At 69.3% G+C, this 24,677-nt stretch carries 21 protein-coding genes; 7 read left to right on the top strand and 14 right to left on the bottom strand.

Annotated features, from left to right (window positions below; all coding sequences use genetic code 11):
• Positions 1–20: 20 nt before the first annotated feature.
• Positions 21–2,249: a WD40/YVTN/BNR-like repeat-containing protein gene (locus ACO227_RS04405; protein WP_423605605.1), complete on the top strand. Its 2,229-nt coding sequence runs from the start codon at positions 21–23 to the stop codon at positions 2,247–2,249.
• On the opposite strand, the gene ACO227_RS04400 is transcribed toward ACO227_RS04405, so the two are convergent.
• Positions 2,246–4,084: a sialate O-acetylesterase gene (locus tag ACO227_RS04400; RefSeq protein WP_423605603.1), complete on the bottom strand. Its 1,839-nt coding sequence runs from the start codon at positions 4,082–4,084 to the stop codon at positions 2,246–2,248. The genes ACO227_RS04405 and ACO227_RS04400 overlap by 4 nt on opposite strands.
• Positions 4,085–4,197: 113 nt before the next feature.
• On the opposite strand from ACO227_RS04400, the gene ACO227_RS04395 reads away from it, so the two are divergent.
• On the top strand, positions 4,198–5,802 hold the full coding sequence (locus tag ACO227_RS04395; RefSeq protein ID WP_423605601.1) for an alpha-L-fucosidase: 1,605 nt from the start codon (positions 4,198–4,200) through the stop codon (positions 5,800–5,802).
• Between the two features lie 39 nt (positions 5,803–5,841).
• Here ACO227_RS04395 and ACO227_RS04390 read toward each other — a convergent pair whose 3' ends face one another.
• Positions 5,842–8,709 (bottom strand): TIM-barrel domain-containing protein, encoded by a 2,868-nt coding sequence (locus ACO227_RS04390; protein ID WP_423605600.1) that lies wholly within the window; start codon positions 8,707–8,709, stop codon positions 5,842–5,844.
• Positions 8,710–8,732: 23 nt separating this feature from the next.
• A complete protein-coding gene (locus tag ACO227_RS04385; RefSeq protein ID WP_423605598.1) occupies positions 8,733–10,319 on the bottom strand; it encodes a DUF5597 domain-containing protein in 1,587 nt (528 codons plus the stop codon).
• Between the two features lie 186 nt (positions 10,320–10,505).
• Here ACO227_RS04385 and ACO227_RS04380 point away from each other — a divergent pair, with 186 nt between their 5' ends.
• Complete coding sequence (locus tag ACO227_RS04380) at positions 10,506–11,108, top strand: aspartyl/asparaginyl beta-hydroxylase domain-containing protein (RefSeq protein WP_423605597.1); 603 nt, start codon at positions 10,506–10,508, stop codon at positions 11,106–11,108.
• Here the strand turns inward: ACO227_RS04380 and virB11 are convergent.
• From virB11 to ACO227_RS04335, 9 genes are all read right to left on the bottom strand, one after another.
• Positions 11,105–12,109, bottom strand: coding sequence for a P-type DNA transfer ATPase VirB11 (gene virB11 / locus ACO227_RS04375; RefSeq protein WP_423605595.1), 1,005 nt, complete (start codon positions 12,107–12,109; stop codon positions 11,105–11,107). The two genes, ACO227_RS04380 and virB11, sit on opposite strands and share 4 nt — an antisense overlap.
• The gene (locus ACO227_RS04370; RefSeq protein WP_423605593.1) at positions 12,106–13,218 is read right to left on the bottom strand and encodes a TrbI/VirB10 family protein; all 1,113 of its coding nucleotides are present in this window, start codon (positions 13,216–13,218) and stop codon (positions 12,106–12,108) included. Before ACO227_RS04370 ends, virB11 begins: the two co-directional genes overlap by 4 nt.
• Positions 13,218–13,922 carry a TrbG/VirB9 family P-type conjugative transfer protein gene (locus tag ACO227_RS04365; protein ID WP_423605592.1) on the bottom strand — a complete coding sequence of 235 codons (705 nt, stop codon included), beginning with the start codon at positions 13,920–13,922 and terminating at the stop codon, positions 13,218–13,220. The genes ACO227_RS04370 and ACO227_RS04365 overlap by 1 nt, the downstream gene beginning before the upstream one ends.
• A complete protein-coding gene (locus tag ACO227_RS04360; RefSeq protein ID WP_423605591.1) occupies positions 13,919–14,716 on the bottom strand; it encodes a virB8 family protein in 798 nt (265 codons plus the stop codon). Before ACO227_RS04360 ends, ACO227_RS04365 begins: the two co-directional genes overlap by 4 nt.
• Complete coding sequence (locus tag ACO227_RS04355; protein ID WP_423605589.1) at positions 14,713–15,972, bottom strand: type IV secretion system protein; 1,260 nt, start codon at positions 15,970–15,972, stop codon at positions 14,713–14,715. The genes ACO227_RS04360 and ACO227_RS04355 overlap by 4 nt, the downstream gene beginning before the upstream one ends.
• Positions 15,969–18,335 (bottom strand): VirB4 family type IV secretion/conjugal transfer ATPase, encoded by a 2,367-nt coding sequence (locus tag ACO227_RS04350; protein ID WP_423605587.1) that lies wholly within the window; start codon positions 18,333–18,335, stop codon positions 15,969–15,971. The genes ACO227_RS04355 and ACO227_RS04350 overlap by 4 nt, the downstream gene beginning before the upstream one ends.
• The gene (locus ACO227_RS04345) at positions 18,314–18,598 is read right to left on the bottom strand and encodes a type IV secretion system protein VirB3 (RefSeq protein ID WP_423605585.1); all 285 of its coding nucleotides are present in this window, start codon (positions 18,596–18,598) and stop codon (positions 18,314–18,316) included. Before ACO227_RS04345 ends, ACO227_RS04350 begins: the two co-directional genes overlap by 22 nt.
• A 6-nt stretch (positions 18,599–18,604) precedes the next feature.
• Positions 18,605–18,853, bottom strand: coding sequence for a TrbC/VirB2 family protein (locus ACO227_RS04340; protein ID WP_423607252.1), 249 nt, complete (start codon positions 18,851–18,853; stop codon positions 18,605–18,607).
• Between the two features lie 169 nt (positions 18,854–19,022).
• Entirely contained in the window at positions 19,023–19,493 is a 471-nt protein-coding gene (locus ACO227_RS04335) for a dienelactone hydrolase family protein (RefSeq protein ID WP_423605583.1), read from the bottom strand.
• Between the two features lie 108 nt (positions 19,494–19,601).
• Here ACO227_RS04335 and ACO227_RS04330 point away from each other — a divergent pair, with 108 nt between their 5' ends.
• Positions 19,602–20,744 (top strand): sulfotransferase, encoded by a 1,143-nt coding sequence (locus ACO227_RS04330; RefSeq protein WP_423605582.1) that lies wholly within the window; start codon positions 19,602–19,604, stop codon positions 20,742–20,744.
• A 158-nt stretch (positions 20,745–20,902) separates the two neighbouring features.
• On the top strand, positions 20,903–21,496 hold the full coding sequence (locus tag ACO227_RS04325) for a phage tail protein (protein WP_423605580.1): 594 nt from the start codon (positions 20,903–20,905) through the stop codon (positions 21,494–21,496).
• A gap of 37 nt (positions 21,497–21,533) precedes the next feature.
• On the opposite strand, the gene ACO227_RS04320 is transcribed toward ACO227_RS04325, so the two are convergent.
• Positions 21,534–21,848 carry a DUF6916 family protein gene (locus tag ACO227_RS04320; RefSeq protein ID WP_423605578.1) on the bottom strand — a complete coding sequence of 105 codons (315 nt, stop codon included), beginning with the start codon at positions 21,846–21,848 and terminating at the stop codon, positions 21,534–21,536.
• Positions 21,849–21,935: 87 nt separating this feature from the next.
• Here ACO227_RS04320 and ACO227_RS04315 point away from each other — a divergent pair, with 87 nt between their 5' ends.
• Both ACO227_RS04315 and ACO227_RS04310 read left to right on the top strand, forming a co-directional pair.
• Positions 21,936–22,448, top strand: coding sequence for a GNAT family N-acetyltransferase (locus ACO227_RS04315; protein WP_423605577.1), 513 nt, complete (start codon positions 21,936–21,938; stop codon positions 22,446–22,448).
• Between the two features lie 5 nt (positions 22,449–22,453).
• Positions 22,454–24,169, top strand: coding sequence for an ATP-binding cassette domain-containing protein (locus ACO227_RS04310; protein ID WP_423605575.1), 1,716 nt, complete (start codon positions 22,454–22,456; stop codon positions 24,167–24,169).
• On the opposite strand, the gene ACO227_RS04305 is transcribed toward ACO227_RS04310, so the two are convergent.
• Complete coding sequence (locus tag ACO227_RS04305; RefSeq protein ID WP_423605573.1) at positions 24,156–24,650, bottom strand: lasso peptide biosynthesis B2 protein; 495 nt, start codon at positions 24,648–24,650, stop codon at positions 24,156–24,158. The genes ACO227_RS04310 and ACO227_RS04305 overlap by 14 nt on opposite strands.
• Between the last annotated feature and the right edge of the window lie 27 nt (positions 24,651–24,677).

Genomic DNA, 24,677 nt, shown 5'->3' with positions numbered 1-24,677 from the left:
CCATAATGCGGGAGGAAGCCTTGTCCACTCTTTTCCGGGCCGCGGCGGTGGCCGTGTTCGCCTTCGCCATCGCCGGTGTGGACAAGCCCGCCGCCGCGCAAACGGTGCGCGCGGCCCCATCCGTCCCCTATCGCTGGAGCAACGTCAAGGTCGGCGGCGGCGGCTTCTCGCCGGGGGTGGTCTTCAGCCGCGCCGAGCGCGGGCTCGCTTATCTGCGCACCGATATCGGCGGCGCCTATCGCTGGGACGCGAAGGCGAAACGCTGGATCCCGCTGCAGGACGGGATCGGCGAGAGCAATTATCACGGGATCGAGAGCATCGCCGCCGATCCGCGCGACCCCGACATCGTCTATCTCGCCGCGGGCATGTATCGCCGCGATCCCGCCGCGATCCTGAAATCGGTCGATCGCGGGGCGAGCTGGCGGGTGATCCCGGTGCCCTTCCGCATGGGCGGGAACGAGCCGGGCCGGGGTCTTGGCGAGCGGCTTGCGATCGACCCCAACAACCCCGCCATCCTCTATTTCGGCTCGCGCTTCGACGGGTTGTGGCGCAGCACCGATTCGGGCGAGAGCTGGAGCAAGGTCGCGAGCTTCCCCCATGCCGGCCGCACCGCGTCCGAGAAGCGCTGGAACAGCAATGCGGGGGTGAGCTTCATCCTGTTCGATCGCTCGAGCGCGAAGGACGGCAAGTCGCAGACGCTCTACGCCGCGGTCGCCGATCCCGACGGGCAGGGGCTCTATCGTTCGGTCGATGGCGGCGCGAGCTGGGCGAAGGTGCCGGGCGGGCCGATGGGACTGATGCCCGCCAAGGGCGACATCGCGGACGACGGGCGACTGGTGGTCGCGTGGTCCAACTGGATGGGCCCGAACCACGTGTCTGGCGGCGCGGTGTGGCGGCTGGCTGGCGGGCAATGGAGCGACATCACGCCCAGGGGCGCGCGACACGGCGGCGGCTATATGGCGGTCAGCCTGGCGCATGGGGCGCCCGGCATGCTCGCGGTGGCGACGATGAACGCCTCGCCCGATACCGCCTATGTCTCGCGCGATTGGGGCGAGACGTGGATCGACATCGGCAAGAGCAGCCATCGCGACATTTCCGCTGCGCCCTGGCTGCGGTTCGACGAGGCCGAGGCCGATTTCGGCCACTGGATCGCGGGACTCGCAATCGATCCGTTCGATGCCGGGCGGATCGCCTACACCACCGGCGCGACGGTTTATGCGACCGACAATTGGAGCAGCGGACTATGGCGGCCCTGGACCGACGGGGTCGAGGAGACCGCGATCGTCTCGCTCGCCAGCCCGACCGACGGTGCGCAGCTCATCTCCGGCTTCGGCGACATTGCGGGCTTCGTGCACGACGATTTCGCTGTCTCGCCGCCCAAGATGCATTTGGGCCCGCGTCTCGTGACCACCATCAACCTCGACTATGCCGGCCGCGCGCCGGAGGTAGTCGTGCGCAGCGGGCGGGTGCACGAGGGGTGGAAGACCGAGGCGACACTCGCGCTGTCCAGCGATGGCGGGCGGTCGTGGCGACCGATCCTGGTCCCCGCTTATGCCGAGGTCGGCGAGACCGAGGCCAAGCGCCACGACCTCGCCAAGACGCCCGCGATCACCGTCTCGGCGGACGGATCGGTGCTCGCGGTCGCGACGCCGACGCCGCTTTTCTCGCATGACGGCGGGGCCACCTGGACTTCGGGCATGGGCGCGCCGCGCGAGACGCGCGCAGTGGCAGACAAGGTCGATCCGCAGCGCTTCTACATGCTCGACTTCGCCTCGGCGAAGCTGTTCGTCAGCACTGACGGTGGTCGCAAGTTCCGTGCGGCCGCGCCCTTGCCCGGCGATCTGTGGAAAGCGCGCGCCTATAATGTCGAGACGCCGTGGCCGCTGGTCGCCTCGCCCTTCGCGGCGGGCGACCTGTGGCTCGGCATCGGCGGCACGCTGTACCGCAGCCGCGACGGCGGGCGCAGCTTCCGCGTCGCGAGCAAGGGGCTGGAGATCAAGCGTTTCGCGCTCGGCAAGCCGGCCGAGGGCGCGCGCGACCCGACGGTGTTCGCCTTCGGCACGCTCGGCGGCGTGACCGGCATCTGGCGCTCGACCGACGGCGCCGCGAGCTGGACCCGCGTCAACGACGACGCCAACCAATGGGGCAATCGCATCCGCCTGATCGAGGGCGATCCGCGCATCTTCGGCCGTGTCTATGTCGGCACGGACGGGCGCGGCCTGCTCTATGGCGAGCCCGCCGTGCGCTAGGGCAGGCCCACCTCGAACGGGGTCACCGGCAGCCCGTCGCGATCGTAGAGATTGGCGATCGGGCTGTCGGCCCAGAGATAGCGCACCTTGGTATCGCCGGGCGCTGCGTCGACCAGGATCGTCGCCGGATCGGCAATGCGCGCGGCGGTAAAGCGGCACGCCTTCGCGCTGCACGCCTCGAAGCCGATCGGCACCGCGTCGCCGATTACCTTGAGCGGGCGATCGAACCGCAACCGCACCTGGCCCCCTGCGCGCGCGACCTCGGGCAGCTGCGCGTTGCTCGCACCTTCCATCGCGAGCGCGAGGCGCAGGCCGACGTCCTTCTTGTTGGTTGGATGGATGTCGCGCGGGTCGCCGATATCGATCGCGACAGCCATGCCCGTGTCGCGATCCGCGGCGACGGTCGCGCGCTGCACGTCGCGAAGCGCCGCCCAGGCTGAATCGACCGGCCTGCTTTGCATCGGGCCGAAATTGGCGAGCTGGACGAGCGCGAAGCGCCGCGTCGAGAAGCGCTCGCGCCAGTCCGCGATGAGCGAAGGAAGCAGCTTCGCATAGCCCGCCGGATCGCCGACATTGGCTTCGCCCTGGTACCAGGCAATGCCGGCAAGCGGGATCCGTCCCAGCGGCGCGATCATACCGTTATAGAGCGTCGTCAGACCGCTCGCCCCGATCCAGGGCACGGATGGAGCAGGGCCCGCGTCGCGAATATCCGCGCCACGTTGGAACTGCCAGCGCCCGTCGAGCGGAACCGAACTGCCGTCGTCCAGCTCGAGCCGGCGCGGAGCGGTGCCCCACATCCCGCCGCCGCCGCCGGTATCGATGACGCGAACCTGGATGTGGTTGACTCCGGCGCGGAGCTGGTCGGAGGCGAGCGAATAGGTTCGTTGGCTGGTCCAGCCGGTCGTGCTGCCGATGACAGCGCCATTGACCAGCGTCTGGTCGAAATCATCGACTGCACCCAGATGGATGCGCCGCGCGCGCCGTGCCTGATCGGCCGTCAGCGTCACTTCACTGATATAGACCCCGGCACCGTCGAAGGATGCGAGGTCGGAGGCGCCCCATTCCTCCCAGAGCCGATTGGGGTCGGCCGGGATCGGCGCCTCGAGCTTTGCCGTCGCGTGCTTGAAATAGCGGTCGAGCTCTTTGTCCAGCCAGCGTTGCGCAGCGGCGGGATCGGTGCCGCGCAGCGCCAGCATCGCCAGCCCCTCGTCGAATCCGCCGTTGCGCCGGAGGCCGGCCTCGCTCAGCCAGTCCTGGATGATGGAGCCGCCCCAGGACGCGGCGATCAGCCCCACCGGCACCTTGCGGACCCGCTGCAATTCCGCTCCCATGAACCAGCAGGCGGCCGAGAAGTCGCGCGCGCTGGTCGGGGCGGACGGCTGCCAGGTGACGGGCGACGCGAACTGCGCCTGCGGCGTGGGGCTGCTCTGACGCGGAACATTGAACAGGCGCAGCGCGGGGTTGGTGCTCGCGCCTACTGCGCCATCCGCGTTGGTCGCGACGCGAAGCGTGAACTCCATGTTCGACTGCCCCGAGCAAAGGAACACGTCGCCCACCGCAACATCGACGAGACGCGCGGTCTCGCCGCCCGACCGCACGGTCAGCGTCGTGGACGTGAGCGGCCCGTGGGCCGGGAGCTCGATCCGCCATCTGCCTTCGGCGTCTGCGCGGCCGGCCACCGCGGGGGCGTCGCCGAACTGCGCCGATACCTCCGCGCCAGGCGCGGCGTGCCCCTCCACCGGCATCGGCTTGTCGCGCTGCACCACCATATGGTCCGAGAAGACCGGTGCGAGCCGGAGCGTCTGTGCGCCCGCCGGGGCGGCTACCAGAGCCAAAGCCAGTGCCGTACCGCAAGTCCACCTCTGCATCGCAATCCTCTCGCTCTTGGTTGATGATAGCGCTATCACATCAATCATATCACGCAAGACGTAACAGGAGAGGAACGGGTATGATCACCAGACGCAACGCGCTTGCCGGGGGCGCCGCGGCGATGCTGGGGGCCCCGGCGCATGCGCGCGGCAAGGGTGCGCAGGGGCCGGTGCGCCCCGACTGGGCCTCGCTCGCCGATCATTTCCGCAGCCCGGACTGGTTCCGCGACGCCAAGCTCGGCCTGTGGTCGCACTGGGGACCACAATGCGTGCCCGAATTCGGCGACTGGTACGGCCGGCTGATGTACGTCCAGGGCCATCCCACCTACGAACACCATCTGCGCACCTATGGGCACCCGTCGCAATTCGGCTTCATGGAGTTCATCCCGCGCTGGCGTGCCGACAAGTGGCAGCCCGAAGCACTGGTCGCCAAGTACAAGGCGGCGGGTGCGCGCTACATCGTGTCGATGGCGAACCATCACGACAATCTCGACATGTTCGACAGCACTCACCACCCGTGGAACACGACGCGGCTGGGGCCGAAGCGGGATATCGTAGGCACATGGGGACGCGCGGTGCGCGCCGCAGGATTGCGGTTCGGCGTCTCCAATCACGGCGCCCATGCATGGCATTGGTGGCAGACCGCCTATGGCTATGACGCCGAAGGGCCGATGAAGGGCTTGCGCTACGACGCTTTCCGGCTGCGCAAGGCGGACGGGAAGGGCAAATGGTGGGCGGGGTTCGACCCGCAACTTCTCTATACCGGCCCGTCGATGGTCGTCCCGGACGGTATGGGCAGCATGAAGGAACTGGCCGCCTGGCACGAAGCGAACGACGGCAAGTGGCTCGAGAACGTGCCAGCGAACAATCCCGGCTTTGCCCCGCACTGGCTGGCGCGGCAGAAGGATCTGGTCGAGAAATACCGGCCCGACCTCGTCTACATGGACAATTTCAGGCTTCCGCTCGAGCGCTTCGGGCTTGAGGCGGCGGCGCATTACTACAACCAGTCGATCGCGATGCACGGCGTAGTCGACGTCGTTCTGACCGCCAAGACGCTGACTTCCGAACAGCGCCGCGCTGCCACCGACGATGTCGAGCGAGGCTTCGTCGCGGATATCCGGCCCGAGCCCTGGCAGACCTGCACTTGCCTCGGCAGCTGGCACTATGACCGGCCGCTCTACGAGCGGAAGGGCTACAAGACCGCGAAACAAGTGATCCAGCGGCTGCTGGACATCGTCTCGAAGAACGGCAACCTCCTCCTCTCCGTTCCCCAGCGCGGCGACGGCAGCATCGATGACGAGGAGGAGAAGATTCTCGACGGCATGGCGCGCTGGATGGCGGTGAACGCCGAAGCGATTCACGGCAGCCGCCCGTGGCGACGCTATGGCGAGGGCCCGATGCAGATCGGCGAGGGCATGTTCAACGAGGACAAGGCCGTCTTCTCCGCCGCCGACATCCGCTTCACCGCCAATGGCGGGAAGCTCTACGCGGCGGTGATGGACTGGCCGACGGCGCCGGTGACGATCGCTTCGCTCGCGGGGATGGCGGTCGAACGGGTGACGTTGTTGGGGCAGGGGGCGCTGGCATTCCGGCAAACAGCCGATGGGCTGAACGCGACGCTTCCGCCGCCGCCCACAGGCGCATTCGTGCCGGTACTGCGGATCGAGGGTAGCGGAATCGCCTGATGGTCTCCGCCGCCGGCGCCGACCGGCGGCGGATAGAGGTCAGGGCCGCTTTACGGTCACCGCCCGGCCCGAATAGGCGATCGGCGCCGACAGCCTGTCGGTGCCGTCGATGCCGCTGCCGTCCTTCATCCAGCGCACGATGACCTGGCGGTTCGCGACCATCCCCTTGTAGCTGCCCTGGCGCTCGCCGATGGTGAGCGTGCCGGTGGCGTCGTCATAGCTGAAGGGGATGCGGCTGAACCCGCCCTTCTCGAACCGGTGGCTGCGGCCGTCATCCTCGTAGAGCGAGAAGCTGCCGTCCGCGCCCGGATAGATCAGGATCGTCAGCGGCGCGTCGGGCTTCTCGTCGACATATTGCATCACCGGTCCGGTGGGGATGATGCTGCCGGCGCGGACATAGACTGGGATGCGCTCCGCCGGCGCGTCGACCTTCACGGTCCGCCCGCCGCGCTCGCGCTTGCCGGTGTCGAGATCGAACCAGTCGGTCCCGGCGGGGAGGTAGAGGTCGCGGCTGCGCGCCTTGAACTGCGTCACCGGCGTCACGAGCAGCGCGGGGCCGAACAGATACTGGTCGCCGATACCGCGCACCTTCGCGTCCTGTGGAAAGTCCATCACCAGCCCGCGCATGATGCTGCCGTCCTTCTGCCAGGTGTCGGCGGCGAGCGTGTAGATATACGGCATCAGCCGGTAGCGCAGCTCGGTGTAGCGGATTAGCGCGTCGCGCACCGGCGACCCTTCGGGCGCGATATTGTAGGTCTCGCGATACGGGAACTCGCCATGGCTGCGGAACACCGGCGAGAAGGCGCCGAACTGGAACCAGCGCAGGTAAAGCTCGCGCCACTCGTCGACATGCGCCGGATCTTGCTTGGTGTAGCGATCCTCGAGCGCGAAGCCGCCGATATCGTGCGACCAATTGGGGATGCCGGTCATCGAGATGTTGATGCCCGCTGGAATCTGCTCGCGCAGATCGTCCCACCGGCTCGCGACATCGCCCGACCACACCGTTGCGCCCGCGCGCTGGAGGCCGCCGAACGCGGAGCGCGAGAGGATATAGGGCCGCACGTCGGGCCGCATCGCGCGCTGGCCCTTATAGACATTCTCCGAATGCGGCAGCGAGAAGCTGTTGTAGAATTCGCCGCCCGGGCCGCGCGCGGTCGGGCCCATGATCCAGGCGCGTTCCTCAGGCGAGAGGTTGGAGTGCATGTCGGGCTCGTTGGCGTCGAGCCACCAGCCATCGACGCCGAGCACCGCTAGCCGCTCCTTGACCTGGCGCCAATAGATGTCGCGCGCGCGCGAATTGTAGGGATCGTAATCGGTGTTGAGGTAGCCGGGCCCCACCCAGTCCTTGTTCCCCATCGTTATGTTGCGGGTATAGACCCCGCCCGCCGCCGCCAGCTCCTTGTAGGTGTCAGTGGTCGGATAGAATTTGGGCCAGACCGAGATCATGAAATTGGCGTGCTGCTGATGCAGCGCGTCGATCATTCCCTTGGGATCGGGGAAGCGCTTGGGCTCGAGCCGGTGACTGCCCCAGTCATCGTCGCGCCAGTAGCGCCAGTCGAGCACGATATTGTCGAGCGGGATCTTGAGGTCGCGATAGGTCTTCACGACATCGAGGATCTCCTTCTGCGTGTCGTAGCGCTGACGGCTCTGCCAGAAGCCATAGGCCCATTTGGGCAGCATCGACGCCTTGCCGGTGAGCTTGCGATAGCCCGAGACCACGCCGTCGAGGTCCTTGCCCGCGACAACATAGTAATCGATCGCATGGGCGAGATCGGAGGTCAGGGTGAGCGAATGGCGGTCGGCCTCGGGCAGCGGGTCGCTGTGGTGGAGCGATAGATAGCCGGCGTTCGGCTCCCACTCGATGCGGATGTCGACGGACTTGCCCGCGGTCATCGGCACGTCGAAATTATGGTACCAGGGGTGCCAGTTCTGCCGCCAGCGATCCATCACCAGCTTGCCGTCGACATAGAGCTTGAAATAGCTCGAGCCGTAGAGGCGAAAGCGGTGCAGCCCGCTCTTGTCCGCGGTGACATTGGCCGACCATTCGACGCGCTGCGTCTCGACGGCATTGCCCGCGGTATTCTGCCCGCCCGTCGCGGCGACCGTCTTGGCCTTGGCGTCGGCCGGCCAGTTCTTGAGGTCGCGGATGTGCTGGTAGTTGATCGCCTGCTCGCTCTGCGCGACCGCGAGCCGCTCGCCCAGATAATAGCGCGCGTCCCAGCCCGGGCGGCCGTCCTTGCCCTCGACGCGGAGGCTGTCGCCGGGGGCGCCGGCGAGCGCATAGGGCTTGGGATTCCCGAAGCGGCTGATCCCGTTATTGTCCCACAGCAGGCCATAGTTGCGCGTCGAGACGACGAACGGCACCGCCGCGACGAAGTTGTACTGGGCGAGCTCGACGTCCTCGCCGTTATAGTTGAACTGGCCGTTCTGGTGCTGGCCGAGGCCGTAGAACCCCTCGTCGGTGCCGCGGTTGAACTGTTGGGTCACCGCGACGTAGCTCTGCCCTTCCGCATGCGCGGGCCGGAAGCTGGCGCTTGCCGTTTCGTTCAAGATCGCATTGCCGCCGGCGTCGCGGAACGAGACATTGCCGTCCGCCAGCCGTACGGTCGCCGACAGGCTCGGCGTCGCCAGCGTCACCGTGCCGTTGCCCTCGCTGACGGTGAAGCCCTGTTTCACCGGCGCCGCGATCACCTGCAGGCTCTCCGGCACCTTGGGCGCGGGGGTGTCGCTCTCGGTCACGCGGATCAGCCCGTCGCCATAGACCTGAAGCTCGACCCGCTTCTCGCTCCCGCCCGCCGGGGTCACGACGATACCGGTGCCGGTCTTGCGCCAGCCCTCCGCCGATTGGGCCATCGCGGGCACCGACAACGCTATCATGCTGGCGCTCAGCAGGGCGGCGATCTTCATGTCTCTCTCCGGTGATCTTGTGTTTAGCGGTAAGTGGCGAGCTTGACGCGCAGCACCTGCTTTGCGCCCGTGAAATTCAGACCGTAATCGATCTGGTCGCCGTTCCAGCGGCGTAGGAAGACCCATTGGTCCTTGTCGTAATAGCCTTCCTCGACCCGGTCGAAGAGCAACGGCCGCTTGTCACCCGCCTGACGCGCGAATTCGATCCGCGCGTTGAAGCCAGTGACGAGATATTCGTCGGGCCCGAGCTCCGCGACCGCGAGTCCGCCCGAGGGCCATTCGTTGCCCTTGGGCGGTTCGAAGCCGAATTGCGGCCGGCCAAAGGTGACGGTGGCGGTATAGCTGCCGAGGTTCAGCAGCTGCGTGAACTTGGCGGCAGGATCGGTCGGCTCGGCCGCGCCCCACACCTTGCCCGCCGCGGCGGCCTTCGCCCAGATGCGCTGCATCGGCGCGAACAGCTCGTAGTTGCGCGCGAAGACTGCGACGGTCTGCTCGTCCAGCTTCGGCGCGCCGAGCGGGAAATTGGCATAGCCTGTCTCGTCCATCCCGAACGGCGAGAAGCCGATCGCGCCGCGCCCGATCGCCGCGAAGAAATAGCGGGCATAGTGGCGCGCATTGCCGGTCTCCGCGACGAACAGCGGATTGTCCTTGCGCGCGTACCTGTCGAGGAAGCCCAGATACGCCTTGTGATCGGGATTGTAGATGTCGGGCGACACCCAGTCGAGGTTCGGCGCTGCCGCCTCGTAGATGTCGATCACCGCGGGCGAGGGGCCGCCCGAGGCGAATGTATTCGGGTCTTGCCACGCCACCGGATCATTGGGCAGCGCCGCGTTGGCGTACATCGGCAGCGGTTTCACCTTCTTCCCCGCCGCTGCGACCTTGTCGATGTAGGAGGCCACCGCCCAACTGTGGAAATAGAGCTCGGCATCGCGCCCGAATAGCGCGGTCCAGCTGCCCGGCCCCTTGCCGAAGCGCTCGCGCACCGATTCGGGCACCGGCCCGGCGAACAGGCGGTTGGCCTCGGGCGAATGGTCGCGCGCGCTGCCATAGGTGCCGGGCTCGTTCTGAACCTGCACAGTGATCACGGTGTTCTGCGGGTCGGCGGTCTTGAGATGCTGCATCAGCCGCACGAAAGCGCGGGTGTCCGCTTCCAGCGTCGATTTGGCGAAGGGCGACAGCGCGTAGTGGGTTTCGCCCTTGGCGTTGAGCATGCGCGGAAAGCGCTTGTTGTCGAGCTTCACCCAGGCCGGGGCATAAGCGGGCGCGGTGTTCTTCCAGGTCGCGAACCACAAGAGGATCAGGCGCTTGTCGTTGGCGCGCGCTTCCTTGAGCAGCTGGTCGAGGAAGGTGAAGTCGAACTTCGCCTCTTCGGGTTCGATCTGCTCCCAGGCGATCGGCACCTGCACGGTGTTGGCGTAGAGCCGGTTCGCCATCGGCCACACCTTGGGCAGCATCGCCGGCCAGGCGCTGCTGTTGTTGACCTGCGCGCCGAGTACCAGGAAGGGTGCGCCGTCGACGATCAGCGCATGACGGCCGTCCCGGCTTTCGAGACGGGGCAGTTCCTCGGCCGGTGCGCTCGCCGCGGCGAGCAGCGCTCCCGCAGCCAGCATGAATCCGGACAGCTTTCCTACGCCTCTGCCCTTGCCCACCTTAATCCTCCCCGTGGGTCACCGGGTGCGAGCAGCCGCTTCGCCCCACCATTTATGGTAGCGGTATCATTTCGTCGCTGGCCTGTCCATCTTGTCCGAAGAAGGCGATCGATTTAACTCATGACGAGCCGCAAAGGGGGATCGAGGATGCATGCAGAGCCGCTCGCACAGCCGCCCGGCGTACCCGCGCCGGACCGCGTGCGGCTGCCGCTCGCGTTCGACGCCGATCGCCTGCGTGCCGATCTCGCCACAGTCGATCGCGACTGGATCGATCATCTCGTCCGCCAGAATTACGAAGGGTCGTGGTCGGTGCTGCCGCTGCGCCATGCCGCGGGCGCGACGCATCCGGTGATGATGATCTATTCCGATCCGACCGCAACCGAATTCGTCGACGGCCCACTGCTCGCGCACACGCCCTGTTTCCGTGAGGTGCTGGCACAGTTCCGCTGTCCGCTTCATGCGGTGCGCCTCATGCGCCTCACACCCGGTTCGGTGATCAAGCCGCATCGCGACCACGACCTCGCCGCCGAATGGGGCGCGGCCCGGGTACATATCCCGATCACCACCAATGCCGATGTCGAGTTTCTGCTCAACGGCACGTCGCTGACGATGGCGCCGGGCGAGGCCTGGTATCTGCGCCTCGCCGACGAACATGCGGTGACCAATCGCGGGACCAGCGATCGCGTGCATCTGGTGATCGACTGCATCGTCGACGACTGGTTCGCTGCGATGCTGCGCGACGCCGCCTAGCGTCCTTCCGCGCGGGGCAGCGACACTTCCGCCACGCGCCGCTTGCCGCCGCTGCGCTCGAGCTGGACGAACACGTCGATCGTCGAACGGACATAGTGCGACACGTCCGCGCGGTTGAGCCGCGTGCCGCGCTGGAGCACGAGCAAGGCGATCTGCTCGACCGCCGCCTCGGCGCTGTTGGCGTGGACCGAACTCATCGATCCGGGATGGCCGGTGTTGATCGCGCGGAGGAAGGCATAGGCTTCCTCGCCGCGCAGCTCGCCCAGGATGATGCGGTCCGGCCGCATGCGCAGCGAGGCGCCGAGCAGGTCGTCGGCGCTGACTCGCGCTTCGCCCAGGTCGCTGCGTGCGGCGAGCAGCCCGATCGCATTGGCGTGGCGCAGGTGCAATTCGGGCGTGTCCTCGATTAGGATCAGCCGCTCCTCGGGTGAGATCTCGCGCAGCAATGCGTTGAGGAAGGTGGTCTTGCCGGTCGAGGTACCGCCCGAGACGAGGATGTTGCGCCGCGCGCGCACCGCGCTGCGCAGCATGCCGGCAAGGTCGCCGGCCGCGAGCAGTGCGCCGAGTTCGGCCTCCTGCTCGTCGGCATGGGTGCCGAGGGTGCGCCGCGTATCGGCGAACGCGCCCGCCGCGACATAGTCGTCGAGCCCGAGATCGGCCGAGACATGCTTGCGGATCGCCAGCGCGAGCCCGCCGCGAGTCGCGGGCGGGGCGATCACCTGGACGCGGGCACCGTCAGGCAGGGTCGCGGAGAGCAAGGGGTGCTCACGACTGATCCCCTGGTGCGTCAGCGCGGCGATCTGGCGCGCGAGGCGTTCGAGCATGCGCTCTTCGAGCGCGGGCGCGTCGTGCCGCTCGCTCGCGCCGCCCAGTGTCTCGACCCACAGCTCGCCGGGCCGGTTGACATAGATGTCGGTCACGTCGGCGCGATCGAGGAACGTGGCCAGCGGCTCCAGGAAGCTGCGCAGATAGACGCCCGCCGCGAGCGGCTCGGCGGTCATCGGGGATTTCCGACGCCCGTGAAGTCGAGGTCGCGCGTGACGAAGATCGCGATGCTGGTGCCGGGGCGCACGCTCAGCGTCGGCGCGGGCGGGCTCTGGCCGCTGGTCAGGCTGGAGCTGCCCGAACCCGGCAGGCCGATCACGACCGATCCGTCGCGCGGGCGCGAGGCAAGGTTGACGCCGATGTCGAGTGCCGACTGGAGGATCGCCGGGAACAGCCGTTCGAGGAAGTGCGAGTTGACGTTGGCACGCACGCCGTTGCGGCCGACCGAGTTGGTCGCGGGCGAGCCGATCGCGATCGCGACCCCGTCGGGCCGGACGAGGCGCGTCCAGTTGATCACCGCGCGCTTCTGCCCTGCCTCGGCGCCGCCGGCATATTCGCCGGTCACCCGGCTGCCGCGCGGGATCAGGATGCGGCTGCCGTCGAAGCTGCGCACGTCGCGTGACACGACCGCACGGGCGAAGCCGGGCTTGGTCGAATCGAACCCGGTCTCGAGCACCGCCGGGATCAGCGTGCCCTGCGGCACGGTGGTGGCGCGGTTGGGCAGCACGGTGGCGGTGGCGCGGGCGCCGGGCGGCTGCGCGGCCGGGGCGCCGCCGCCTTCCGCCGGGCCGTCGCCCTCCTGCGTACCCGAACGGTCGAGCACCAGTGCCGACGGCGAGGACGCGCGCTCCATCACCGGCGGCGGGGGTAGCGGCATCGGCTGCTGCTGGATCATCGGCGGCGGCGGGATTTGCTGTGGCACATAGTCCATCCGGGGCTGCCGCGTCGGTGGCTCGGGCAGTACGAACGGCACCGTCTGGGGCGCTGCGGCGATGGCGGGCACCGCATCCGCTGCCGGCGCGCCCGGCGGGACGTAGAGCGGTGGCGGTTCGCTTGCTACGGCGCGGGCACGCTCGGCCGCGGTGAGCCGCACCGCGGGCGTTTCCAACGCACGCCGCCGGGAATCGAGCACGAGGAAGAGCAGCACCCCGAACAGCGCGAGGCCGATCGCGATCGTGAGGCCGGACAGGGCGAAGGGCCGGCCGGCGACGACCGGACGCACGTCCTCGGGCAAGGGCTGGGGCAGTCCGAGCCGCGGGTCGCCGGAGGGCCGCTCGCCGGCCATCAGCGATCTTCCTTCGGGACGAAGCGCGTGGCGGTGGCGGCGCGCCGGTCGCGGCGGAACAGGAACTTCCTGGCGATGCTGTCGACGACGATGCGGCCGTCGCGGACATTGCCGGTGACGAGAGTCTCGCGTCCGTCGTCGCCGATCGCATAGATCGCTGGCAGCGACGCGCTCGCCGGCCATTCGATCTCGGTGCGCATGCCGTTATCGGCCATCGCGCTCGGCCGCAGCAATTTGTCGCCGCCGAGCTTATAGCGTCCCGCGACCGGCGCAGCGCCCGCCGGATCGGCCGCGGTGGTTGCCGTCGCGCTGGCGGCGGCGGGATAGACGAAGCGCACCGCGAAAGGCAGATTCTCCATCGGGCCATAGGCCGGGACCAGCTCGAACGCGTACATGCGCACATCGGTCAGCACGACCATGTTGGTGGTGACGCCCGCGCTCACCGGCTTCACGAACAGATAGTCGCCGCGCTTGTTGGCGGTGACCTGCCACGCATTGCCGTCGCCGAGCGCGATGCTCTCGACCCGCTCGTCGGGGTTGAGCGCGACCGTAACCTGATAGCCGGGCGCCGCCTGAAGCTGGATCACCTGGTCGGGGACATATTCCACCGTCTGCACGCGCGGGTCGCCGGGGCCCGGCTGCGGCCGCACCTGCGCCGTGGCAGGCAGGGCGGCGAGCGCGCACAGGAGGAGCAGCGCCTTCACCGTGCGACCTGCCGGCTCGGCGCGGCGGACGGCGTCGGCGTCGGCGTCGCCACCGGCGCGAGCGGCGAAGGCGCTGCGGCAGTCGTCGCCACAGTCGCCGCTGGCTCGGGCGGCGGCAGGGCCTCGGCGTTGCGGGCATAGCTCGCGACCTGGAAGCCGAGCGGGTTCACGAACCGGTCCTCGACCTTCATCGGCTCGCCCGAATAGCGGTAGCGGATCACCGCGACCCACGCCTGCGCCGGCGAAACCTGCCCGCTCGCGTCGCGGCGCTGGGTGTTGAAGCGGACCATCGCCGTGTCCGGCCCGATCGGCGACACGCTCTTGACCCGCGTCTCGAGCATGCTGCTGCGCGGCAGGCTGGCAAGCGGGCTGTCGGGGTTGGAGGCCTGCACCGACGCGATGTAGCGCGACCGCGCCGGTCCCTCGGACCACAGCACGACCTTGCGGTAGTTGGTCTGCAGCGCGTTGATGTCGAAGCTCTCGCGGGCGATCACATATTGCACCAGGAAGGATTGGGTGAGCGCGGTGTCGGGCGCGATCCTGTTGGCGTCGAGGGGTTTCAGCTCCTGCACGAAGCCGGTCTGGCGGTCGACCAGCAGCGTATAGGGTTCGACCGTCTTGAGCGGGGTCAGCGCCAGCAGGGCCAGCGCGAGTGCCAGGGCGACCACGCTTGCCACGCCCGCGACGATCCACGCGGTGCGCCGCGACCGGGCGAGCGACGCCTCGCGGTCCTGCGCCCAGCTGCCCGCTTCCCGGTAATAGGCGTCGAGCGCCTCGCGCGCTGTCTGTTTCATCTCGTGTCTCGCCGCCCTGCACTCGCCGATACGCGATTGCGCGTGCGGCGGCCATGGCTTTGTCCGAGCGGCGGCACGGTGCGCGCGGGCAGATCGCGCGTCGTGCCCTGCGCCGCCACCGTTCGGTCGGCGGCGAGCACGGTGCGCGTGCCGCCCGCGATCGCCGTGCCGACCGCCACCTCGCGGCGCTGAGTCGCGACCACGGCGTCGGCGACGGCCGCGGCGCGTGAGCGCTCGATCGCGGGCTCGCCGGTAGCGGTCGGCGCCAGCGCGCGGTCGCGGACGAAGCGCTCGAACTCGCTGCTCACGCGCTCGGGGAAGGTGCGCCATGCCTCGGGGAAGCGGAAGCCGCCGGCGACGCGCGCCGCCGCGGCGATCGCGCCGAGCATCGCCAGCGCGAAGATCGCGGTCGCCGCCATCAGCTCGACCGGCGCCCCCGCGATCGTCGCCTCGCCGCCGCGTCGCGCGAGCAGCCCCGCCACCCACGGCTCGAGCAGGGCGAGCTCGACCCCGAGCAGGATGCCGACGCCGAACATCCCGATCATCGTCGCCGAGAGGCCGCGCAGCCATCCCGCGAACCAGCCGCGCGTGGTATCGAACAACAGGAACGCCACGAACAGTGGCCCCAATGCGAGCAGGATCGCCGCGACCAGCCGCAGCACCACCAGCCCCCCCACGGCGCTGACCAGGAACAGCACGCGCGCGAGGCCGAGCGAGATCGGCTCGATCACGCCGACCGGATCCTGCTGGTTCTCGACCACCATTTCGCGTCGGCCGCTGATGTTGCGGTAACGCATCACCTGCTGGTCGCCTTCGCGCTTGCCCACGCCCATCTCGCCAAGCTGCGCGAGCCCGCGATCGACATATTGCAGGCGCAGCGCGAGGTCGCCGCGGCTGCCGGGCAGCCCCGCCGCGCCGCCGACCTCGGCGACCAGCTCGGTCGGGCCGGTCAGCACGACATCGTGCGCGAGCGTGCGATAGGTGCCCCAGCTCGTCGCGAGCGCGAGCACGATGCCGATCTTGGCGAGCGCGACCACGCCCTCGCGCACGCCTGGCGTCTCGCCGAGCATCAGGCGATAGCCCCACAGCGCGACGAACAAGGTGAGCAGGCCGGTCAGTATCAGAGAGCCGCTCGATCCTGGCGCGGCCAGCGCCTGGTAGCCGAGCGAGGCGATCGCGCGCGCCTGACAGTCGACGGCGTTGAGCGCGGTCGCGGCGAACGCCTCGCCATAGCCGATGGCAGGGCAGCTGTTCACGCCACCTCCAGCAGGCGCGGGATCCAGTCCGCGGGATCATCGCCATGCTGCGCCCGGATCTCGTCGAGCAGCCGCACGGTGCGCTCGCGGCCCGACAGGATCGTCAGCAGCTCGGTTTCGCCGGTCAGGTTGAGCCGCGCGACGACGCTCTCGGCGCCATGCTTGATCAGGAAGCAATGCGCATTGTCGGGCAGCGAGCGGACGAGCTCATACTCGTGCTCGGTGAGGCCGAAGCCATCGATATAGTCGGCCGCGCGCGCCTTGGGATTGGCCATGAAGATCTGCGTCGCGGCCTGCTCGATGATCGCGCTGGCGATGCGGCTTTCGAGCGCGTCCTGCGCGCTTTGCGTGGCGAAGCCGACGATGCCGTTGCGCTTGCGGATGGTCTTTTCCCAATCCTTGATGCGGCGCACGAACACGTCGTCGTCGAGCGCCTTCCACCCCTCGTCGACCACGATGATCGCCGCCGACCCGTCAAGCCGCTCCTCGACGCGCTGGAACAGGTACATCATCGCCGGGGTGCGCACCGCCGGGTCGTCGAGGATCTGGGTCATGTCGAAGCCGACCGCGTCGCGCGTCAGATCGGTGGTGTCGGCCGCATTGTCGAACAGCCAGGCGCGCTCGCCCTCGCCCCACCACGGCCGCAGCCGCGCCCACAGGTCGGCGCCGTGCGGCCGGTCGCCGCCGCGCAGCAGCTCGACCAGGTGGCGCAGCCGGCGATATTCACGCGGCGCCTCGAAATTCGCGTCGACCGCGTCCTTGATCCGCGCGGTCTCGTCGATGTCGGCGCCGCCCGCGAGTACGCCGAGCCACTCGATCAGGAACTGGCGGTGCTCGGGCGTGTCGTCGAGCAGCAGCGGGTTGAGCCCCGCGGGTGTGCCGGGGCGCAGTACGTCATACTGCCCGCCGATCGCGCGCACGAACAATTCGGCGCCGCGATCCTTGTCGAAGAAGATGATTCGCGGATGGAATTTGCGCGACTGGGCGAGCAGGAAGTTGAGCACCACCGTCTTGCCTGAGCCCGACGGGCCGATCACGGTGAAGTTGCCGAGATCGCCATGGTGGAAGTTGAAATAATAGGGGCCGGCCGCGGTGGTCTCGAGCAAGGTCACCGCCTCGCCCCAGTGATTGCCCGCCGCCTGGCCGACCGGGAAATTATGCCCGCTGGCGAGTCCCGCGAAATTGCCGGTGGAGATCAGGCCGCGTCGCGCGATGTAACGGAAATTGCCGGGGAACTGCGCCCAGAAGGCGGGCTCGAGCGCGATGTCCTCGCGCACCGCGATGATGCCGAGATCGGCGAGCGCGGCCTGCACCTCGGCCACCGCCTGGTCGATCGCTGCGAGGGTGTCGCCGCGCACCGCGATCGTCATGTGGTGCTCGCCGAACCCGGCGCGGCCAGCGGCGACCTCGTCCTTGGCGTTGGTGAGCTCGGCGCGCAGGCTCAGCGCCTCGTCCTCGGCCGAGCGCATCCGGCGGAGCGCGAGGTTCATGCGCGACAGCGCGACCTGCCGGTCGACAAAGCCGAAGCTCTGCGACACGGTCAGCTCGAACGGCAGCCGCAGCAGCTCGTCGAGCATCCCCGGCGCGGTCTGGCCGGGATAATCCTTGATCGAGACGAACCCCTGGAAGCTGCGCCCGCTGTCCGCGGCCGGCGCCAGCTCGACCGCATTCTGCCCGAAGCTCACCCGGCGATAGGGGAGGTAGGCCCCGATATCCTGCATCGGCAGCAGCACCGGCCGCAGCTCGCCATTGTAGAGCGACGACAGGAATTCGAGCGGCTCGGACGCCGGGCCCTGCGCGGTCTCATAGGCGCCGAGCAGCCGCGGCGCATAGACCGCCAGCGCGGCGGTCAACGCCTCCCGCGCCTCGTTGAGCGCGCGCAGCTCCTGGCCCCTTGCCGCGTCCGCCGCCGCGCCGGTCATCCCGCCGCGCAGCCGGTCGAGCCAGCCGATGCGGCCCTGCAGCGGCCGCCGCACGATCGTCAGGAACAGGTCGTTGACGTAGAGCTGCTTGCCCGCGAGCCGGCCGTGCCAGGCTGCGTCGAGCCGGCGCGAGAAATCGTCGGGGAAGTCGGCGGACAGTGCCGCGTCGACGCGCTGGCGCACAACATGGTGATAGATGGCGAAGCGCGACGAGCCGATCGCCTGCAGCGTCGCGTCGCGCAGCCGCTTGCGGTAGTTCAGCTCGTCGCTGTCGGCGGTCTCGAACAACAGGCCGCCGATCTGGATCGTCTGCATCAGGAGGCCGTCGCGTGTCTCGATCGTGTGATCGTCGACATGCCGCGCATAGGGGAGGTGCTTCCCCGCCGGTTCCTCGCGCGCCACGACGCGGGGATCGCGAGTCAGGGCCGGTAGGAGTTGCAACGCCAGATACCGTGGTTGCGTACGCGCGGGCAGCGGCTGACGCGCGTGATCCAGAGGTCGAAGAAGCGCGGCTCGCGCAGGCACAGCAGCATGCCGACGCCATGGATCACGAGCGCGGCGAGCAGCACCCAGGCCGAACGGAAGATCAGGAACAGCTCGGTGGCGATGATCGCGTTGGCGATGAAGTAGGTGTAGGTCACGCCCGCGAACATCTGCGGCCGGGTCAGCGCAACGAAGACCGTGTCGCGGTCGAGCCCGTTCACGGTGGGTCAGCCCGCGCCGGCGGCGGACTGGATCCCGGCGACGATGCTCGCCGCACCGAACAGGATGAAGCAGCCGAGGATGACGGTGGCGCCATAACGCCAATTGATGCGGCCGGTGAGCATCAGCAGCCCGACCGCCGCGACCGCGATCACCGCCACCACCGTCGCCACCGTGCCGAGCAGGGTACCCTGCAGCCAGCGCACCGCGTTGACGATCACGCCCGAGCCCTGCGGGTCGGCAAGTTCCTGCGCCATCGCGGCCGAGGATAGGACCAATGTCGAGGCGGCGGCGAACGCCGCCAAGGCACGCTGGAAAAGAATATGGTTCACGAGTCGCTACCGCTGTTCATTCACGCATCTTGCGCCAGCCGAAACGCCTTGCCAACCAGCGACTTGCTGCGGCAGGCCCGGGACGGGACAGCGTTCAGGCGGTGACGATCGCGACCTTGCCGCTGCCGCGCGCCAGCCGCTCGAGACGCGGCACGTCGCGCATCAGCGCCTCGACCATCGCCGGCTTTCCGGCCAGTGCGGCACCGCGATAGGTGCTCGGCAGGTTGGGCGCGATCGCTAGCCAGCCTTGCGCGGCGTAGCGGCGCGCGGTCGCTTCCGCCTCAGCGGTCAGGGCGCCGCTTTCGGACACCACGACGACCACATCGAGCTTGGTCTTGCTGCGCGGCGACGCCATGAAGCCGTCGACGATGCGATGGCTGTCCACGGCGTACTTGCCCTTGAAGGTCTTGACCTTCACGCCCGGCAGGATGGCGGCGGCGGCATTGGTCGCCATTCCCGCGGTGGCGGCTCCGACCGCGGATGCGACGCCCGCGCGGGCGAGGAAGGCGCGGCGGCTGACCTGGCCCGCGTCCGGATTTGCTGCGTCGTGCGAATTGTTCGACATGGCCCCCACCTTGCTCAAACGTGAAGACGCAAGGTAGCGTGATGCGCGGCGGTACACAATGTCTGATCGCGTGGCGCTCCGGCGTCATTTCCGATGGAGTACAAGGGGATGGGGGTGGATGCCGTCGAGATGTTCCAGCGCGCGGTCCTGGCGAGCGGCCCGCTGCAGGAGCGACTCGGCGCGATCGAGATGCCCGATGCGTTCGAGGCCGAAACCGCCGCCGCGGCCGCGGAAATCGGGATCGTCCTGCCGGCGCTGGCGCTGGTCGGGCGGCGCGCGACGGCGCTCGACCGCTGGCCTGACCTGGGCTGGCTCCCTGCCCGCTCCCTGCCCGACGGCGCGGCGCTCGCGTTCGAGTGGGCGTGGTTCGGGGCCGGGCGGCTGACCGATCCCTTCTATGGGGATTCAGTGCGCCGGATGGGTGTTCGGCCGTTCAGCCGCGCGTTCCGGCCGCGCACCAGCCTCGACGTGCTGATCGCCGGTGCGGCCGGGGAGGAGGCGCTCGCGCCGCAAGGGTTCGTCTTCCACATGTCGCGCTGCGGCTCGACCCTCGCCGCGCAGATGCTGGCGGCGGTTCCGCACCATATCGTCGTGTCCGAGGCGGCGCCGATCGATGCGATCGTGCAATGGGCGAGCGAGTCGAGCGCCCCGCTCGAGGACCGGCTCGCGGCGTTGCGCGCGATCGTCGCGGCGCTCGGCCGCGACCGCAGCGGCGCGGCGCGGCGCTATTTCGTCAAGCTCGACAGCTGGCACGTGCTGGCGCTGCCGCTGTTCCGCGCCGCGTTTCCCGACGTGCCGTGGATCTTCCTCTATCGCGATCCGGCAGAGGTGATGGTGTCGCAGATGCGCATGCCGGGGCTGCACCTCGCCTCGCCGCGCGTCGCAGTCGAGCCGAATCGGGCCTTCTCGCTCGAGGCGCATGGCTCACAGGTGCTGGCGCGGTTCCTGACCGCCGCCGGCGAGTCGCTCGCGCTGGGCGGTGGCATGCTGGTCAACTATGCCGGCCTCGCGCAGGCGATGCAGGCGGATGTTCCCCGGCATTTCGGCTTCTTGCCCGACGCGGAGGAAAGCGCCGCGATGGCCGGCGCGCAGGCGCGCGACGCCAAGGCGCCAGGCGAACCCTTCGTAGCCGACGCGGCCGCCAAGCGCGCCGCCGTGACTCCCGCGATCGCGGCCGCGGTCGAGGCCTTCTTGCGCAAGCCCTATGCGCGGCTCGAGGATTTGCGGGACCAGGCTCGGCACGCCCAATGATCCGCCGAAGGATTGACCGATGTCGTTGACTCGGAACCGGTCCTCGCTACACTCCGCAGCCTGACCGCTTCGCGCGCCATGCGCGCTGGAAGCGAGTGGGTGCAGGGCGTCAGGGGGTGAGCCGACTCGTCGGGACACCGCAGATATTGGGGGTATCTATGTCGGAACCATTTCTCGGCCAGCTCATAACCGTGGGCTTCAACTTCCCGCCGCGCGGCTGGGCCTTCTGCCAGGGGCAGATCCTGTCGATCGCGCAGAACACCGCGCTGTTCGCGCTGCTCGGCACCACCTATGGCGGCAACGGCCAGACCACCTTCGCGCTGCCCGACCTGCGCGGCCGCGTGGCGATGGGGCAGGGCCAGGGACCGGGGCTGAGCCCGCGGACGCTCGGCGAGATGAGCGGCACCGAGAACACCACGCTGGTCACGTCCAACATGCCGGCGCACAACCATACCATCGCGCCGGGCCAGGTTTCGGTGAACGCAGTCAACGTCAAGGCGTCGGAACAGGCGCCGCAGGCCGGCGCGTTCCTGGGCCGCGGCGTCGATACCGCGCCCAATCCGGATTCGATCCCTGAGATCTACGTGCCGGCCAGCGCGGCCCAGGGCCAGCCGCTGATTCCGCTCGGCGGGGTCAACGTGGCGGGCAGCACCGGCCTCAACGGCAGCAACATCCCGTTCTCGACGCTACAGCCCTATCTGGTGCTCAACCAGTGCATCGCGCTCGAAGGGATCTTCCCCTCGCGCAACTGATGCCGGATCGGGCCGGCGGCTTTGCCGGCCCGACCGATCAGTTGAAGACGGCCTGGTAATAATGGCCGGGCAATGCGTTCATCGGCGGCACGACATCCTCGAGATAGACAAGCGCAGGGCCGAAGCTGCCGCTGCGCAGGGCATAGGTACCGCTGACCAGCCGCACCTTCGGATCCGAATGGAAGATCAGGATGAACGGCGGACGCGGCGCCGCGCCGCGATCGGCCAGCGCCGTCGCTTCCATCAAGGTGATGTCCACGCTCTTCGGCGCGCAATCGACGCGGATCGCCTTGCCGACCAGCGGCGTGAATTCCTCGAGCACCATCGGGCGCGGCAAGAGTTCCTCGGTCATGGCGGCGAACCTAGATGGATTTGCGCGCCGATCAACTGGATGCGATGGGAAGCCCGCAATGCTTGCCGATCCTGATTGCTCATGCCGATGATCGACCCTTCCGCCCGATTCGATGAAGCCTTCGCGGCGCGGGCGCCCGCGCTGGCATGCCGCGCGGAGCAGGCGGCGGACGCGGCGTTCCTGATCGACCTCGCCATCGCCTGCTCGCCGCTCGCCGGGACCTTGCCCGAGCCGATGCTGGTGCAGCAGGCCGAGTTTCAGCACGCGGCACACAATGCCGCGCACCCACGGGCGATGCGGCGTATCGCGCTGTGCGACGGCCGGCCGCTCGGACGCATCATGGTCACCTGGGACGCGCATGAGAGCTATGGCGTCGACATCGCCGTGCTGCCCGAGGTGCGAGGGACCGGGGTGGGCTTGGGCCTGCTGCGCGCATGGCTCGACGTCGCTGATCTGCTCGACCAACCCGCGCGGCTCGAGGTTCGCTTCGACAACCCCGCCGCCCGCATCTACGCGCGGCTCGGCTTCAGACCCGCGCCCGACCCGGCCGGCTGGTCGCCGATGGTGACGATGCTGCGCCCGGCGCGTTCTTCGGCCTAGCCGCGATGCTGCTGGCGAACGCCATGGCGCTCGGGCGGGGAGTGCGCGCGATGGCAGGGGCGTTCGCTGCGCATGGCGGGCGCGGCGGGCTCGCGGCAGCGGGCCTGGTCGCCGCCGCCGCGGCGCTCGACGGCGTCGGCATCCTGATGCTGGTGCCGATTCTCGGGCTCGTCGTCGGCGCCGACCGCGGCAGGGCGGCGGCGATCCTGAACGAGCTCGGCGCGACGAGCCCTGTTGTGCAGCTCGCGCTGCTCGTCGGGCTGTTCCTCGCCATCATGCTTTTCCGCGCCGCGGTCAGCTATGGCCGCGACATGGCGCTCGCCCGGCTCCAGGCGGGTTTCGTCGAGGCCGAACGCAACCGCATCATCATCCGGCTCACCCACGCGCCGTGGCCGAGCGTCGCGCCGATCAGCCATATGCGCGTCGCCAGCCTGCTTTCGCAGGAGATCGGCCGGGTCGGCGCGGCGCTGCAGACCCTGCTGCAGATGGCGGTCGCGGCGGTGATGCTGTTCGTCCAGGGCTGCATCGCCTTCCTGCTGGCGCCGCTGCTCACCGCCGCCGTCGCGCTGGGCCTGCTCGCCGCTGCGGCGCTGTTCCTCGCGACCAATCATGGCCTTCGCGCGCTCGGCGGCGAGATGGTGCAGGCGGGGCAGGCGATGATGGCGGGCACCGGCCGCTTCCTCGCAGGCCTCAAGACCGCAGCGGCGCAGGGCGCGCGGGCCCGCTTCCTCGACGAACATCACCGCGTCCAGGCGCGCGTCCGCCAGGCGTCGATCGCCTTCGCGCGGCGCCAGGCGCGCTCGCGTCTCGGCTTCGGCATCGGCTCGGCGGTGCTGGCGAGCCTGGTCGTGCTGCTCGGCTTCGGCTGGTTCGGCGTCGCGCCGGTCCTGCTCATCACCTTGCTCGTCATCTTCGCGCGCATGAGCGCGCCGGCGGGCCAGCTGTTTCAGGCTGCGCAGGTGCTGGCCTTCCATCTGCCGAGCTTCGAAACGGTGCGCGGCTTCGACATCGAGCTGGGCGAGGCGGCGGACACCCCCGCACCCGCGCCGCCGCCAGCCGGCCCGATCGCGCTCGCGCAGGTTACCTACCGCCACGCCGGCGGCCGCGGGGTCGAGGGCGTCACGCTGTCGATCCCGCCCGGCAGCTTCGTCGGCGTCGCCGGGCCTTCGGGCGCAGGCAAGACCACGCTGGTCGACCTGATCGTCGGGCTGCTCGTCCCGCAGGCGGGCAGCATCGCGGTCGGCGGCATGATCCTCGACGCCGCCGGGCGGGCAGGCTGGGCGGATGCGATCGCCTATGTGCCGCAGGACGGGTTCCTGTTCCACGACACCGTCCGCCGCAACCTGACTTGGAGCAGCCCCGAGGCCGACGACGGAGCGATCGCCGCGGCGCTCGACATCGCGGGGGCGGCGGCGATCGTTACCCGGCTCGGCGAGGGACTCGAGACCGTCATCGGCGAGCGCGGCGGGCTGCTGTCGGGCGGCGAGCGTCAGCGCCTCGGGATCGCGCGCGCGCTGCTCGCCCGGCCGCGGCTGCTGGTGCTCGACGAAGCGCTCGGTGCGATCGATGCGGAGGGGGAGGCCGAATTGCTCGGCCGCCTCGCCGCGCTCGACCCGCGGCCGACGATCCTGATGATCACCCATCGCGAGCACAGCCTGCGCTGGTGCGACATGGAACTCCGCGTGGCCGACGGCCGGGTCCGCGCGGTCACGCGTCCCTGAGCGCGTCGGGCACGAAGCAGGCGACCGGCGTGTGCGCGGCGAAGCTTCCCGCCCCGCCGCTCACGATAACCTCGCCCGCGCTCACCCAGGCATGCGCGCGCATCTTCGCCGGGCCGTCCCCGATCGCGACGCCCAGATGCACCGCGCACGGCACGCGCCACAGCGCGCATAGCAGGCGCGCGGCGAGCGCCTGGGGAAAACAGTCGGCTCGGAATGGCGCATGGCGCGCGGCGAGGCGGATCGTCTGCGCGATCCGCAGCGCCCGCTGCTGCTGCTGCGCATCGACGGCGGGTTTGATCGCCACCGCGCCGCGGTTGACGCCGAGCCAGGGCGCGATGCGGCGGAAGGGTACCAGTGCGATGAGCCCGGCGGACAGGCCGATCAGCAGCCACGCCGGAGCCAGCCACAGCAGCACGAAGGCGGGCTTGCGCCGCGCGGCGGCGAGCTTGCGTGCAACGGTCGCGCCCAGCGCGAAATGCATGTCCCCTCGTCCCGCTTCCGGTGTCCC

Source organism: Sphingomonas sp. MS122, assembly GCF_049532975.1.
Taxonomy (GTDB): domain Bacteria; phylum Pseudomonadota; class Alphaproteobacteria; order Sphingomonadales; family Sphingomonadaceae; genus Sphingomonas.
The sequence above is the reverse complement of the archived record's forward strand: the minus strand, read 5'-3'. Positions and strand labels throughout refer to the sequence as shown.

Excerpts from the sequence above, each read along its gene's own strand:
- ACO227_RS04395 (WP_423605601.1), top strand. The coding sequence starts at position 4,198 with ATGATCACCAGACGCAACGCGCTTGCCGGGGGCGCCGCGGCGATGCTG.
- ACO227_RS04390 (WP_423605600.1), bottom strand. The coding sequence starts at position 8,709 with ATGAAGATCGCCGCCCTGCTGAGCGCCAGCATGATAGCGTTGTCGGTG.
- ACO227_RS04385 (WP_423605598.1), bottom strand. The coding sequence starts at position 10,319 with ATGCTGGCTGCGGGAGCGCTGCTCGCCGCGGCGAGCGCACCGGCCGAG.
- ACO227_RS04380 (WP_423605597.1), top strand. The coding sequence starts at position 10,506 with ATGCATGCAGAGCCGCTCGCACAGCCGCCCGGCGTACCCGCGCCGGAC.
- virB11 (WP_423605595.1), bottom strand. The coding sequence starts at position 12,109 with ATGACCGCCGAGCCGCTCGCGGCGGGCGTCTATCTGCGCAGCTTCCTG.
- ACO227_RS04370 (WP_423605593.1), bottom strand. The coding sequence starts at position 13,218 with ATGGCCGGCGAGCGGCCCTCCGGCGACCCGCGGCTCGGACTGCCCCAG.
- ACO227_RS04360 (WP_423605591.1), bottom strand. The coding sequence starts at position 14,716 with ATGAAACAGACAGCGCGCGAGGCGCTCGACGCCTATTACCGGGAAGCG.
- ACO227_RS04340 (WP_423607252.1), bottom strand. The coding sequence starts at position 18,853 with ATGGCGCAGGAACTTGCCGACCCGCAGGGCTCGGGCGTGATCGTCAAC.
- ACO227_RS04335 (WP_423605583.1), bottom strand. The coding sequence starts at position 19,493 with ATGTCGAACAATTCGCACGACGCAGCAAATCCGGACGCGGGCCAGGTC.
- ACO227_RS04330 (WP_423605582.1), top strand. The coding sequence starts at position 19,602 with ATGGGGGTGGATGCCGTCGAGATGTTCCAGCGCGCGGTCCTGGCGAGC.
- ACO227_RS04325 (WP_423605580.1), top strand. The coding sequence starts at position 20,903 with ATGTCGGAACCATTTCTCGGCCAGCTCATAACCGTGGGCTTCAACTTC.
- ACO227_RS04320 (WP_423605578.1), bottom strand. The coding sequence starts at position 21,848 with ATGACCGAGGAACTCTTGCCGCGCCCGATGGTGCTCGAGGAATTCACG.
- ACO227_RS04315 (WP_423605577.1), top strand. The coding sequence starts at position 21,936 with ATGATCGACCCTTCCGCCCGATTCGATGAAGCCTTCGCGGCGCGGGCG.
- ACO227_RS04310 (WP_423605575.1), top strand. The coding sequence starts at position 22,454 with ATGCTGCTGGCGAACGCCATGGCGCTCGGGCGGGGAGTGCGCGCGATG.
- ACO227_RS04305 (WP_423605573.1), bottom strand. The coding sequence starts at position 24,650 with ATGCATTTCGCGCTGGGCGCGACCGTTGCACGCAAGCTCGCCGCCGCG.